This window comes from Agromyces terreus (genome assembly GCF_009749465.1).
Taxonomy (GTDB): domain Bacteria; phylum Actinomycetota; class Actinomycetes; order Actinomycetales; family Microbacteriaceae; genus Agromyces; species Agromyces terreus.
Genome location: NZ_WBIS01000002.1, coordinates 659104 through 673861, shown reverse-complemented (window position 1 = coordinate 673861; position 14758 = coordinate 659104). Strand labels below are relative to the sequence as shown.

The following is a 14758-nucleotide window of genomic DNA, read 5'->3' as shown; positions in this document are numbered from 1 at the left end:
TTCGCCGGTCGGTCGCGCCGCACGTTCGCAGGTCAGTCGCGCCGCATCTCCTCGAATGCGACGCCCTCGATATTCGCGAAGCGCGCGCGCATCACGGCGATCGCCTCGGGGTTCTCGTCGACGAGCACGAAGCGGCGGCCGAGCGTGGCCGCGACCGCACCCGTCGTGCCGGATCCGGCGAAGAAGTCGAGCACCCAGTCACCCTCGCGCGTCGACGCCTGCACGATGCGCCGCAGGATGCCCTCGGGCTTCTGCGTCGGGTACCCGGTCTTCTCACGGCCCGTCGGCGACACGATCGTGTGCCACCAGACATCCGTCGGCAGCTTGCCGAGCTCGGCCTTCTCGGGCGTCACGAGCCCCGGCGCCATGTACGGCTCGCGGTCGACCGCCGTCGAATCGAACCAGTACGCCGCCGGATTCTTCACGTACACGAGGATCGTGTCGTGCTTCGTCGGCCACTTGCGCTTCGCCTTCGCGCCGTAGTCGTACGCCCAGATCAGCTCGTTGAGGAAGCACTCGCGCCCGAACAACGCGTCGAGCAGCACCTTCGCGTAGTGCGCCTCGCGGTAGTCGAGGTGCAGGTACAGCGTGCCGTCGTCGGCGAGCAGACGCCACGCCTCGACCAGCCGCGGCTCGAGGAAGCCCCAGTAGTCGTCGAACCGGTCGTCGTAGCGCAGCAGGTCGCCGCGGATGCGCTCGTAGCGCCGGCCCGCGAACCCGGTGATGGTTCCGGATGCCGCGGGGCGGGCGGTGTCCGGTGCCGTCGCGGCCTCGGGCTCGGGCTCGGGCTCGGGCTCGGCCACGCGCACGTGCCGCATCGACCGCCGCTGCTGCGGACGGCCGGTGTTGAACGGCGGATCGAGGTAGATGAGCGTGAAGCCGCCGTCGGGCAGGGTCGGCAGCACCGCGAGGTTGTCCGCATGGATGATGCGGTCGGGCTCGTCGGGGGTCACGCGCTCCAGTCTGCCAGTGCGCGCGTGCGCGGCGGTCTCGCCGCCGGTCGAGGAGCGAAGCGTCTCGAGACCGCGGGGGCTCGGCGGTGCTGGTCTCGAGACGGCGCCGGGGCGCCTCCTCGACCGGCGAGACGCTTCGCAACCGACCGGCGTCAGACGTCGAGGCGGATGCGGCCCTTGAAGCGGTCGGGGTCGTCTTCGTCGGCGTCGGCCGCAGCATACGAGATGCCCTTGTCGCCGTCGCCGGGGATGGGCGCGGGCGTGGGGAGTCGGGCCTGGCGATCCTGCTCGACCTGCGCCTCGTACTTGCGCGGGGCGAAGACCTCGTCGCCGATCATCATGACGCCACCGGAACCGCCGCCGCCGCGCTTCGTCTTGTCGGAGAGGTCGATCCACCCGCGCCGGATCGCGAGGGTCAGCACCGCGACGGCGAGCACGCCGAGCCCGAGCCACATCCACCAATCCATCCGGCGAGTCTACCTGCGCCGCAGTGAGCGTTCCTCACGCACGCGTGTCGACCGTTCACTTTTCAGGAGGGGGTGTGGCCACGGCGGGGTGCCGCCGGGTGATCGCGGACGAAAACGGCCCGCGATCCCACGAGGGCTCCTGAAAAGCGCTGCGTGCGGGTCAGGGCACGCGCTGGAGCCACTCCTCGGTCGCGAACTTCGACTCGACGAGCGCCTCGGCCTCGGCGAGCTCGTCGGGCGAGACGGTTCCGGGCTTCGCCCCGTAGAGCGCGGTGAACGTCTGGATGAGCGCCTCGATGACGGCCGCGCGGCTGAGCCCGGTCTGCGAGCGGAGCGGGTCGACGCGCTTGGCGGCCGAGGCGATGCCCTTGTCGCTGATCTTCTCGCGGCCGATGCGCAGCACCTCGAGCATCTTCTCGTTGTCGAGGTCGTACGCCATGGTCACGTGGTGCAGCACGCCGCCGGAGCCGAGCCGCTTCTGCGCGGCGCCGCCGATCTTGCCCAGCGGCGAGGCGATGTCGTTGAGCGGCTGGTACGTGGCCTCGATGCCGATCGAGCGCAGGCCCTGCAGCACCCAGTCGTCGAGGAACGCGTACGAGTCGGCGAAGCTCATGCCCTGCACGAGCTCGGCCGGCACGTACAGCGAGTAGGTGACGACGTTGCCCTTCTCCATCATCATCGCGCCGCCGCCCGAGATGCGGCGCACGACGTCGAAGCCGTTGCGCTCGGCGCCCTCGGGGTCGACCTCGTTCTTCACGGACTGGAAGCTGCCGATGACCACGGCCGACTCCTCCCACTCCCAGAAGCGCAGCGTGGGCTTGCGGCGCCCGTCGCCGACGCGGGTGGCGAGCACCTCGTCGAGGGCGAGGTGCAGCCGCGGCGACACGGCGGGGTCGTGGACGACCTCCCATTCGTAGTTCGCCCAGCTCGTGGCATCCGTCAGCGCACGGCGCACGGCGACGGCGACGGCCTCGGGTGAGAACCCGAGCAGCACCGCCTCGGGCCGGAGGGCCGCGGAGACCGCCGCCGCGATGGTCTTGGCATCGGATGCCGCGGCGAGGCCATCGAGGGCCCCGTCGATGTCGGCGAGGGCCTCGTCGGGTTCGAGGAAGAAGTCGCCCGCGACGCGGGGCGAACGGATGACGCCGTCGACGACGTCGAAGTCGACGACCACGAGCTTGCCGCCGGGGACCTTGTACTCACCGTGCATGAGGGACAGCCTACGGCCGCACGGCGCCCGTCAGGCCGAGCTGCACAGGATCGCGCGGGACGCGTGCGTTCAGCCGCTGCGCCGCCGCCGGGAGCCGAGCAGGAGGAGCGCGCCCAGCGCGAGGCCGAGGGTCGCCGCGAAGAGCATCGGCCAGGGGTCGGCGCCGGTCGCGGCGACGGACGAGGGCCCGGCCGGCGGCGTGGCCGGAGGCGTGCTCGGCGGTTCGGTCGGGGGCGGCGGCGGTGTCGGCACGACGACCGGGTGCTCGGTGCAGGTCGGGTCGCCCGATTCGCACGTCTCGGGCGGCGTCGTGCCCTCGCGGAACACGACGTTGGCGAGCAGGCGGTCGCCGCCGCGATCGGCAGGCGCATCCACGACGACGGAGTAGGAGACCGACACGGTCGCGCCCGCCTCGAGGACGCCCGTGATGAGCAGACGGTCGCCGTCGAGCACCGCGGCGGTCGCGGCATCCGTGGTCGTGGCGTCGCCGTCGAGCGCGGCGTCGTCGAGCACGCCCGAGAGATCGTCGACGAACGAGAACTCGTCGGCGACGACGCCGGAGTTCGTGAACGCGAGCGAGTAGGTCACGACCGCTCCGGGCCCGACCTCGGTGCCGCTCGCGGGGTCGGAGGTCTTCACGACGTCGATGTCGCTCGCGCCGTGCACGGTGCAGCCGGGCGGCATCTCGCCGACGTCCCAGGGCCCGATCGTATCCGCGGGGGCCAGTGCGAGGGCGCCGAGGCCCGCGTCGGGGAACAGGCCGAGGCGTCCGAGCACGGGCGGAGTCTCCGCAGCGCAGACGGTCTCGGCGTCGCCCCCCGGGTCGACCACGCCGTTCAGCAGGATGTGGTCGCCCTGGTCCTCGTACGGCCGCACCGTCACGCTGTAGGTGACCGTGACCTCGGCGCCCGGCGCCAGAAGGCCGGTGACCGAGAACCGGCCGTCCGCGATGGGCGAGACCGTCAGCGCGGGGTCGGACGAAACCGGCGCGGTCGTGATCTCCGCGTCGTCGATGACGCCGGCGAGGTCGTCGTCGCGGGCGACGGCGACGGGGCCGGTGCCGGTGTTGGCGAAGGTCAGCGTGTACGTGATGGGTTCGCCCGCCTCGACGGCCGAGCCCGACTCGGGGTCGGCCGTCTTCGTGACGACGGGTGCGCCGATGGGGTTGGCGGTGCAGTCGATCTGCGTCAGGCCGCAGTCGATCGGCGGCAGCCACCCGGTGGGCAGCAGCACGTTCGCGAGCGCGTGGTCGTTGCGCGCACCGTCGGCGCGCACGGTCACGGAGTACGAGACGGTCGCCGTGTCGCCCGTCGGCAAGGTGCCGCTGATCGCGATGCCGAAGGCCTCCGAGGTCGCCGTGAGCGGGGCCTCGGCGGTCGGACCGCCGGTGAGCTCGGCGTCGTCGAGCACGCCGCCGAGCAGGTCGCGGTAGTCGACGTCGATGGGCGCCTGGCCGGTGTTCTCGAACGTGAGCGTGTAGGTGAGGATGTCGCCCGCGACGACCGTGGTGCCGTCGGCGGGGTCGACGGACTTGTCGATCGCGAGGCTCCGTACCGGATGCCGCGTGCAGTCCGGCTGATCGGGATCGGGCCCCGGGATGCACGCGGCGGGCGGCTGCTGCCCGGGGTCGAGCAGGTGGTTGGCGAGCACGTCGTCACCGCGCGCGCCGTCGGCCTTCACGGTGACGACGTAGATGACGGTCGCCTCGGTGCCCGGCTGCAGCGTGCCCATGATCGCGAATCGGCCCGCGCCGAGGTCGGCGACCGCGAGGTCGGGGCTCGACGACACGGGGGCCGAGGTGAGGTCGGCGTCGTCGAGCACGCCGCTGTGGTCGTCGATCCGGTCGAACACCGCGGGCGCCGTGCCGAGTGCGCGGAAGTGCAGCGTGTACGTGATGACGTCGCCGGCGCCGACGGGGTTGGTCGAGGCGGGCGTCGAGGTCTTCCAGTCCTGCGGGCTCGTGACGAGCGCCTGCGTGCAGGTCGGGTCGTCGGGCTCGCAGGTCGCGGGCGGCTCGGTTCCGGTCTCGACGAGGTGGTTGGCGAGGATCTCGTCGTCGCGCTCGCCGTCGGCCTTGACCGCGACCCGGTAGCTGACGGTGGCGGTGCCGGCCGGCAGGCTGCCGCTGATGATGATCGACCCCCCGTCGGCGGCGATCTCGGCGGTGAGCGGCGGTGTGACGACGAGGCTCGACGGGTCGAGCGTGGCGTCGTCGATCACGCCGCTGAGGTCGTCGGTGTGGTTCACCGCGGCGGGCGCCGCGCCGGTGGACTCGAACGTGAGCGTGTACGTGACGATGTCGCCCGCGGCGAGCGCCTCGCCGTAGCCCCGGTCGGAGCTCTTCGCCCAGGTGAGCGCGCTGACGGGGTTCGACGTGCACAGCGGGTCGCCCGGCTCGCACTCCTCGGGCGGGGTCTGCCCGGTCACGACGACCGCGTTGCCGAGCACGTCGTCGCCACGCGCGCCGTCGGGCTTCACCGTCACGCGGTAGGCGACCTCGTACGTGCCGGGTGCGAGATCGGCGCCCGTGATGCGCAGCGAGTCCGCCGCGGGCGTGACCGTCAGGCCGGCATCCGCCTCGACGGATGCCGCGTCGAGCACAGCGTCGTCGACGACGCCCGCGAGCAGGTCGGTGTAGTCGAGGTCGGCGCTGCCCGGCCCGTTCGACGTGAACGTCAGCGTGTACGTCAGCACGTCGTCGGCCACGACGCTCGATCCGTCCTCGGGGTCGACCGACTTCGACGCGGTCACCGACCCGACCGGGTTCTGCGTGCAGCGCAGGTCTTCGGGGTCGCATTCGGTCGGCGGTTCCTCGCCCGTCTCGACGAGGAAGTTGCCGAGCACGTCGTCGCCGCGCGCGCCGTCGGGACCCACCGTCACGGCGTAGGTCACGGTGTACGTGCCCGGCGGCAGCGAGCCGGTGATGCGGATGGCGTCGGCGGACGGCGTCACCGTGAGGGCCGGGTCGGATGCCGCGGGCGCCGAGGTGATGGGCGCGTCGTCGACGACGCCGGCGACGACGTCGGTGTAGTCGACGGTCGCCGCGCTGCGCCCGATCGACTCGAACGTGAGCGTGTAGGTGAGCACGTCTCCGGCGGCCACGCTGGACCCGCTCTCGGGATCGACGGACTTGGTCACGTTCAGGCCGCTGACGGGGTTCGAGGTGCAGAGCGGGTCGCCGGTCTCGCACTCCCCGGGCGGCGTGGTGCCGGTCTCGACGAGCACGTTGCCGAGCAGGTCGTCGTTGCGCGCACCGTCGGCGTTCACGGTCGCCTGGTACGTCACCTCGTAGGTGCCGGGCGGCAGCGTGCCGGTGATGCGGATCGACTGGCCGCCGGCCGCGAGCACCGCGACGAGCGGGGCATCCGCCGTGATCGTGGTCTCGTCGATTGCCGCGTCGTCGACGACGCCCGAGACGTCGTCGGTGTAGTCGATCGTCGTGTCGCCCGGCCCGTTCGAGACGAACGTGAGCGTGTAGGTGAGCACGTCGTCGGCGACGACGCTCGTGCCGTCGGCGGGGTCGACCGACTTCGACGGCGTGACCGATCCGACGGGGTTCTGCGTGCACAGCGGGTCGTCGTCGGCGCATTCCTCCGGGGGCGTGGAACCGGTGGGCACGAGGAAGTTGCCGAGCATCCCGTCGGCGCGCTCGCCATCGTCCGAGACCGTCACCCGGTACGTCACCTCGTAGGCGCCCGGCGGCAGCGAGCCCGCGATGGCGATCGTGTCGCCTTCGGGCGTCGCCGTCAGCGGCGGATCGGCCGTGATGGATGCCTCCTCGAGCGTCGCATCGTCGACGACGCCAGCGAGCAGGTCGGTGTAGTCCACGTCGACGGCGGCGGCACCCGTCGACTCGAACGTGATCGTGTACTCGAGCACGTCGCCGGCGGCCACGCTCGTGCCGCTCTCGGGGTCGACCGACTTGGCGACGGTGTACGCCGCGACCGGGTTCGTCGTGCAGAGCGGGTCACCGGGCAGGCACTCGGCGGGCGGCGTCGTGCCGGTCACGACGACCACGTTACCCAGCACATCGTCGCCCCGAGCGCCGTCGGGGTTCACCGTGGCCTCGTAGGTGACGGTGTAGGTGCCGGGCGGCAGCGTGCCCGTGATCGCGATCGTGTCGTCGTCGCCGAGTTCGGCGACGAGTTCGGTGGCGGATGCCTCGGGGCCCGACGTGATCGTCGCGTCATCGGTGATGCCCGAGACGTCGTCGGTGTAGTCGATCGTCGCGTCGCCGGGTCCGTTCGAGACGAAGGTCAGGGTGTACGTGAGCACGTCGTCGGCGACGACGGTCGATCCGTCCTCGGGGTCGACCGACTTCGACGCGGTCACCGACCCGACCGGGTTCGTCGTGCAGAGCGGGTCGCCCGCCTCGCACTCCTCGGGCGGGGTCTCGCCGGTGACGACGAGCACGTTGCCGACCAGGCCGTCGCCCCGCGCGCCGTCGGCATTCACGGTGGCCGCGTAGGTCACGGTGTAGGTGCCGGGCGGCAACGTGCCCGTGATCGAGAGCGCGTCGCCCACGAGTTCGAGGGTCAGGGCGGGGTCGGATGCCGCGGGGCCCGACGTGATCGTCGCGTCATCGGTGATGCCCGAGAGCTCGTCGGTGTAGTCGATCGTCGCGGCGCCGGGCCCGCTCGATACGAACGTCAGCGTGTACGTCAGCACGTCGTCGGCCATGACGCTCGACCCGTCGGCCGGGTCGACCGACTTCGACGCCGTCACCGAACCGACCGGGTTCGACGTGCACAGCGGATCGCCCGGCTCGCACTCGGCCGGCGGGTCCTCACCGGTGACCACGAGGACGTTGCCGAGCACGTCGTCGCCGCGCGACCCGTCGGGGTCCACGGTCACCGCGTACGTCACCGTGTACGTGCCGGGCGGCAGGGCGGCGCTCGTGATCGCGATCTCGTCGCCCGAGCGGGCGGCGGTCAGCGCGGGCGACGAGGAGACGGGCTCGGCGGTGACGGTCGCGTCGTCGGTGATGGCGCCGAGCAGGTCGGTGAAGTCGACCGCGGCGTCGCCCGGCCCGTTCGAGACGAACGTCAGCGTGTACGTCACGACGTCGTCGACCATGACGCTCGACCCGTCGGCCGGATCGACCGACTTCGACGCCGTCACCGAACCGACCGGGTTCGACGTGCAGAGCGGGTCGCCCGGCTCGCACTGCGCCGGCGGCGCGGTGCCCGTCTCGACGACGACGTTGCCGAGCACGTCGTCGGCCCGCGCCCCGTCTGCGGCCACCGTGGCCGCATAGGTCACGGTGTACGTGCCCGGCGGCAGCGTGCCCGTGATCGAGAGCGCGTCGCCCACGAGTTCGAGGGTCAGGGCCGGGTCGGATGCCACGGGCGCCGACGTGATCGTCGCGTCGTCCGTGATGCCGGCGAGCAGGTCGGTGTACGCGACGGTCGCGTCGCCCGGCCCGTTCGAGACGAACGTCAGCGTGTACGTCAGCACGTCGTCGGCCATGACGCTCGACCCGTCGGCGGGGTCGACCGACTTCGAGACGGTCGCCGAGCCCACCGGGTTCACGGTGCACAGCGGGTCTGCCGGAACGCACTCCTCGGGCGGGGTCACACCTGTCTTCACGAGCACGTTGCCGAGGGAGTCGTCGCCGCGCTCCCCGTCGGGGAACACCCGCGCCCGATAGCTCACGGTGTAGGTGCCGGGCGGCAGGTCGCCCGTGATGCGGATCGCCGACCCGTCGCCGGCGATCACGGCGGTCAGCGGCGAGCTCACGCGCAGCGACCCCGCGACGATCAGCGCGTCGTCGGTGAGGCCCGAGATGTCGTCGGTGTAGTCGATCGGCGACGCGCCCGGCCCGTTCGACGTGAACGTCAGCGTGTACGTGAGCACGTCGCCCGCCGCGACGCTGGTTCCGTCGGCCGGGCTCACCGACTTCGACGGCGTCACCGAGCCGATCGGGTTCACGGTGCAGAGCTGGTCGCCGGGCAGGCACTCGGTGGGAGGGGTGCCGCCGGTCTCGACGGCGAAGTTCGCGAGCACGTCGTCGGTGCGCGACCCGTCGGCATTCACCGTCACCGCGTAGACCACCTCGTAGGTGCCCGGCGGCAGCGAACCGGTGATCGCGATCGAGGCCCCGTCGCCCGCGAGCGTCGCGGTGAGCGGCGCGTCGGCCGTGAGCGATCCGGGCACGAGCGTCGCATCGTCGACGACGCCCGCGAGCAGATCCGTGTAGTCGACGGCGGCGTCGGCCTCGCCGAGCGACTCGAACGTGATCGTGTAGGTGAGCACCTGGCCCGCCTGCACGCTCGAGCCCTCGGCCGGGTCGACCGACTTGCCGACCTCGAGGTCGGAGACGGGGTGCACGGTGCAGGTCGGATCGCCCGGCTCGCACTCCTCGGGCGGGTCTTCGCCGGTCACGACGACGGCGTTGCCGAGCACGTCGTCGGCGCGCTCGTCGTCGGCGTTCACGGTGACCGAGTAGGTGAGCGTGTACACGCCGGGATCGAGCGTTCCCGTGACGGCGATCGAGCGACCGTCGTCGGCGAGCGTCGCGACGAGCGGCGCGGTGGCGGCGACGGATGCCTCGTCGAGCGTCGCGTCGTCGACGACCCCCGCGAGCAGGTCGGTGTAGTCCACCGTCGAGGCGGCGGTGCCGCCCGCGGTGAACGTCACCGTGTAGTCGATGACGTCGCCCGTCTCCACGACCGTGCCGTCGGCGGGGTCCGACGTCTTCTCGACCTCGAGGGCCCGCACGGGATTGACGTTGCAGGTCGGGTCTCCGGGCACGCACTCGTCGGGCGGGTCCTCGCCCGTCTCGACGAGGAAGTTCGCGATGAGATCATCGGTCCGCTCGCCGTCGGCGAGCACGACGACCTCGTAGGAGACCTCGTACGTGCCGGCCGCGACATCCGTGCCCGTGATCGAGATGGAGTCGACGCCCGCCGTCGCGACCAGCGGCGCGTCCGCGGTGAGGGTGGCGGGATCGAACGAGGCGTCGTCGAGGATGCCGGCCTGGAGGTCGGTGTAGTCGAGGTCGACGGCGCCCGTGCCGGTCACCTCGAACGCGATCGTATACGTGAGCACGTCGTCGGCCTGCACGCTCGAGCCGTCGGCCGGGTCGACGGACTTCGTGGCGACGACCGCCGCGATCGGGTTCTCGGTGCACCGCGGGTCACCGGGCTCGCACTCCGCGGGCGGGTTCTCACCGGTCTCGACGAGGAAGTTGCCGAGCGCCTCGTCGCCGCGCGCGCCGTCGTCGTTCACGGTCACCTGGTAGGTCACCTCGTAGCTGCCCGGCGGCAGCGTTCCGGTCACCCGCAACGACGCACCGTCCGCGGCGATCGCGGCGGCGAGCGGCGCGTCGGCGGTGACGGATGCCCCGTCGAGCGTCGCGTCGTCGACGACGCCGCCGAGCAGGTCGGTGAAGTCCACGTCGACCTCTCCGGGGCCGTTCGACACGAACGTCAGCGTGTACGTGAGCGTGTCGCCGGCCCCGACCGTGGACCCCGAGGCGGGATCGACCGACTTGCCAGCCTCGAGCGAGCCGACCGGGTTGGCGGTGCAGGTGGGGTCGCCCGGCTCGCACTCCGTGGGCGGGTCGTCGCCGGTGTCGACGACGAAGTTGCCGAGCAGGTCGTCATCGCGGTCGCCGTCGTCGTTCACGCGCACCTGGTAGGTGAGGGTGTAGACGCCGGGCGGGGCGGTGCCGGTCACGACGATCGAATCGCCGCCGGTGACGACCGCGCTCAGCGGCAGCGACACCTCGACGGAGGCCAGGTCGAGGGTCGCGTCGTCGACCACGCCCGACAGGTCATCAGTGGTGTCGACGGTCGCGTCGCCCGGGCCGTTCGACGTGAACGTCACCGTGTACGTGAGGATGTCGCCGGCCTCGACGCTCGAGCCGTCGGCCGGGTCGACCGACTTGACCACGTCGACCGACGCGATGGGGTTCTCGGTGCAGGTCGGATCGTCGGGCAGGCACTCGGGCGCCGGGTCCTCGCCGGTCACGACGAGGAAGTTGCCGAGCAGGTCGTCGTTGCGGTCGCCGTCGTCGTTCACGGTGACGGTGTAGGTCACGGTGTACACGCCGGGCAGCACGCCCGAGGCCGTGATGCGCAGCGACTGCCCGTCGGGGGCGGGCACGGCCGTCAGCGGCGCATCGGCGGTGACGGATGCCCCGTCGAGCGTCGCATCGTCGACGACGCCGGCGAGCAGGTCGGTGAAGTCGATGTCGGCGGTGCCCGGCCCGTTCGACTCGAACTCGAGCGTGTAGGTGAGCACGTCGCCCGCCTCGACGCTCGTGCCCGACGCCGGGTCGACCGTCTTGGCCGGGGTCACGCTGCCCACCGGGTTGCTCGTGCAGGTCGGGTCGCCCGGCGGGCACGTCGTGGGCGGGACGGCACCCGTCGTGACGAGGAAGTTGCCGAGCACGTCGTCGCCGCGTGCGCCGTCGGGCTTCACCTGCACCTCGTACGACACGGTGTACGACCCCGGCGCGAGCGCGCCGGTGATGCGGATCGACCGCCCGTCGTCGGCGACGACGACGTCGAGCGAGGAGCTCCACGACAGCGATCCCGCGTCGAACTCGGCGTCGTCGACGACGCCGGCCAGCAGGTCGGTGTAGTCGACGACCGCGGTGGCGGCGCCGTTCGACTCGAAGGTCAGCGTGTACTCGAGCACGTCGTCCGCGTGCACGCTCGTTCCGTCGGCGGGGTTCACCGACTTGGCTACCGTGACGTCGGCGACCGGGTTGCTCGTGCAGGCCGGGTCGCCCGGCACGCACTCCTCGGGCGGATCCTCGCCCGTCTCGACGACGAAGTTGCCGAGCACGTCGTCGGTGCGGTCGGCGTCGTCGTCGCGCACGGAGACCGTGTACGTCAGCGTCGCCGTGCCGGTCGGCAGGCTTCCGGTGAGGCGGATCGACGCGCCGTCCTCGGCGAGCACGGCGACCAGCGGGGCGGTCGCGGCTATGGAACCCTCGTCGAGGTCGGCGTCGTCGACGATGCCCGAGAGCTCGTCGGTCAGGTCGATCTCGGCCGGCGCACGCCCGGTCGAGGTGACCGTGACGGTGTACGTCAGGTCGTCGCCGGGCAGCACGGTGGTCCCGCTCGCCGGGTCGACCGACTTCTCGACGGTGTAGGCCGCCACGGGGTTCTGCGTGCAGAGCGGGTCGCCGGGCAGGCACTCGGCGGGGGGCGTGGTGCCGGTCACGACGAGGACGTTGCCGAGCACATCGTCCTCGCGCTCCCCGTCGGGGTTCACCGTCACGGTGTACGTGACCGTGTAGGAACCGGCGGGCAGGTCGCCGGTGATCGCGATCGAGGTGCCGTCGGGTGCCGGCACCGCCGCCAGCGGGGCATCCGCCGTGATGGAGTCCACGTCGAGGGTCGCGTCGTCGACGAGGCCCGTGAGCACGTCGGTGTAGGCGACGGGGGCCGCGTCGGGACCGTTCGACACGAACTCGAGGGTGTAGGTCAGCTGGTCGTCGGCCACGACCGTCGAGCCGTCCTCGGGGTCGACCGACTTCGTCACGGTCAGGTCGTACTCCACGAGCTCGACCGGGTAGTCCTCGACCTCCCCGTTCGCGACGGCCCCCGTCGGCGACGCCTCGGCCACGGGTTCGTCGCCCAGGCGCAGGCGCAGGTACGTGGTGTCGGGGTAGGTCGCCTGCGCCGGGATCGACCACGTCAGCGCGGTCGTGCCGCTCGCGCCCACCGTCGCCGTCGCGAGCTCGCCCGCCTCGAACACCCCGTCGCCGTCGAAGTCGAGCCAGCCCGCCAGGGTCGCGTCGGCGCCCGTGGTGTTCGTGTACGGGACGTCGAGCGAGTAGGTGCCCGCATTGACCGACACGGGCGGCGGCGTGAGCGCGTCGTCATCGTCGAGCGCGGCGGCCGCGTCGGGCTGACCGTCGTCCTCCGCGGTGACAGATGCCCCCAGCGCCAGCGTCGGCGCGCCGTCGGCGTCGTACCGGATGCCGTGCCGGGCGCCGTCGGCGGCGAGCGTGGTGCCGTAGTCGTCGGGGGCGTCACCGAAGTCGAGGTCGAGCGGCGCTGCCGCGCAGCGGGCGCCGTCGTTCTGCGAGCTCGGCGGGCCATACGAGAAGAAGTCCACCGATGACGGGCCGCCGGTCGGGTCGTCGAGGTCGACGCGCCAGAGCTGGCCCGAGGTGTTGAAGGAGGCGTACATGTACCGGTCGTCGCGGTACACGGCACCGGCGCCGGTGCCGGCCGAGGTGCCGTCGGGCGCCACGAGCGTGCCGAGCGAGACCGGCGGCAGATACGCGGGCGTGGGCAGCGTGGTGTCGAACTGGAGGAGGTGCTGCACCCCGCCGAGCACCCCGATCTGCGAGAGGATGCCGTCGCGGGCGACCCAGTCGCCGCCGGCGCCCCAGCCCGGCACGGGCGTGAGCTCCCCGCCCCTGAGCGCCTGCATGTACGTGGGCGACCCCGGTGCCAGATCGATCTCGGCCCACGCCTGCGGCGCCGTCGCGTCGAGGATCCAGAGGTGCCCGTTCTCGTCGACATCGCCCGAGTTCGGGATGTTGAACGAGGCCGGGGTGAGCGGCGCGACCGCGCTCAGGTCGGGCGCCCCGAGGTTCTGCACCGTGAGATCCGAGTTCACTCGGTAGACGTCGCCGAGCCCGCCGCCGTTCCTGACCCCGTACACGAAGTCGTCGAGCGGGTTGTACCCGACCGAGTTCAGCGCGGCGCCGGCCACGCCGAGGTCGGCGAACTCGCCGGTCGCGAGATCGATGCCCCGGACCGTCGACGGCGTCGAATTGTTGGGGGCCTGGAACAGCAGTCCGTCGGCCGAGCAGGTGAACGGCGTGCCGGTCGGCGTGTACCGGTCGTAGAACGTGACCTGCGCGCAGTCGGGCAGCTCGAGGCCGAGCACCGTCACGTTCGTCGTCGGGCAGTTGTCGTAGGTGACATCCGGTTGGTACGGGCCGGGGGTCTGCGACGTGACGTTCACCGAGACCGTGCACGACACGTCGCCGGTGCCGAGGATGCCGTTGGTCACCGAGACGGTGCCCGACCCCGCGGCGGCCGTGATCGTCTGCGCCCCGTCGCACGTGTCGGTCGCGGCGGGCGGGCTGGCGACCACGAGCCCGGCGGGCAGGGTGTCGGTGATGCTCCATCCGCTCTTCGAGGCGAGCTCGGTCGTATTCGTGATCGTGAAGGTCAGCGTCGACGGTGACCCGGCCGCGACCCGGGTCGGGCTGAACGCCTTGTCGAGCTGCGGGGTCACGTCGAGCAACTGCACGTAGTCGTACGCGCCGTCATTGCCGCCGGTCTCACCGGTGTTGCGCATGCGGATGCCGGTGACGTTGCCGGGGTTGAGCCAGGATCCGGTCGGCGTCAGGGTCGCCACGCGCACGACCGCGTTGGTGCCGTTCTGGGTGCGCGCGGTGATGTTGCGGAACCCGGGTGCGGTGCAGGGGTTCATCGCCCCCGAGAGAGCGTGCTCGCCGCCGTCGCCGTCGACCAGGGAGAACTGCATCTGCGGAGCCGCTGCCGTGGGCGGGCAGTTGCGCGCCGCGCCGACGACCGTGAACGTGAGGAAGCGGCCGTTCTGCGGGATCGACAGCGGCTGCTCCGTCTGGAACATGACGAGGTTGTTCGGGAAGTCGTTGCCGGCCGTGTACGACGAGGCCGCGGTGTTGAGGCTCGGCACGGCCGTGTCGCCGAGATAGCGTCCGATGGCGTCGGGCAGGGCGGTCATCTGGTCGTACACCGACGGACCGAGCCCGGGCGGGTTGGCGTCGCAGTCGTTCGGCGTGCGCGGATCGTTGTTGTCGAGGACGATGCCGTTGCAGCGCGGGCGGTTGGCCCACTGCCCGGTGGCGAAGTACGTCATGCCGGTCGCGCCCGTGTAGTTCGTCAGCAGCACGTTCGCGCCCGTGTTGGCGCGGTTCTCGAAGTTCTCGGTGAACAGCACGGCGCCGGGGCTCGGCGTGCCGGGGCTCCCCGGGGCCGCGACCGCGGGCGCCAGGGCGCTCTGCGGGGCGACGGTCGACGAGATCGCCACCGCGCCGGCGCCGACCAGGACTCCGACCGTGCACATCGCGATGAGGCGCCTCGCGCGTCTCGCGGCGTCGATGACCCGTCGGTTCGTGCGCATCGGTCCCCCCAGACCTTGCAACGGCGCAGCATCGCACCGGC

The 14758-nt window shown here is 72.0% G+C and carries 4 protein-coding genes; all 4 read right to left on the bottom strand.

Going from position 1 to position 14758, the window contains the following annotated elements:
* Positions 1–32: 32 nt before the first annotated feature.
* Positions 33–953, bottom strand: a complete 921-nt coding sequence (locus tag GQQ92_RS08095; protein ID WP_232057568.1) for a DNA-methyltransferase — start codon at positions 951–953, stop codon at positions 33–35.
* Between the two features lie 152 nt (positions 954–1105).
* The gene (locus GQQ92_RS08090; RefSeq protein WP_156998698.1) at positions 1106–1420 is read right to left on the bottom strand and encodes a hypothetical protein; all 315 of its coding nucleotides are present in this window, start codon (positions 1418–1420) and stop codon (positions 1106–1108) included.
* Positions 1421–1580: 160 nt separating this feature from the next.
* Complete coding sequence (locus tag GQQ92_RS08085) at positions 1581–2630, bottom strand: lipoate--protein ligase family protein (protein WP_156998697.1); 1050 nt, start codon at positions 2628–2630, stop codon at positions 1581–1583.
* Positions 2631–2699: 69 nt separating this feature from the next.
* Positions 2700–14717, bottom strand: a complete 12018-nt coding sequence (locus tag GQQ92_RS08080; protein ID WP_156998696.1) for a DUF7927 domain-containing protein — start codon at positions 14715–14717, stop codon at positions 2700–2702.
* Positions 14718–14758 lie beyond the last annotated feature (41 nt).

Excerpts from the sequence above, each read along its gene's own strand:
- GQQ92_RS08090 (WP_156998698.1), bottom strand. The coding sequence starts at position 1,420 with ATGGATTGGTGGATGTGGCTCGGGCTCGGCGTGCTCGCCGTCGCGGTG.
- GQQ92_RS08085 (WP_156998697.1), bottom strand. The coding sequence starts at position 2,630 with ATGCACGGTGAGTACAAGGTCCCCGGCGGCAAGCTCGTGGTCGTCGAC.
- GQQ92_RS08080 (WP_156998696.1), bottom strand. The coding sequence starts at position 14,717 with ATGCGCACGAACCGACGGGTCATCGACGCCGCGAGACGCGCGAGGCGC.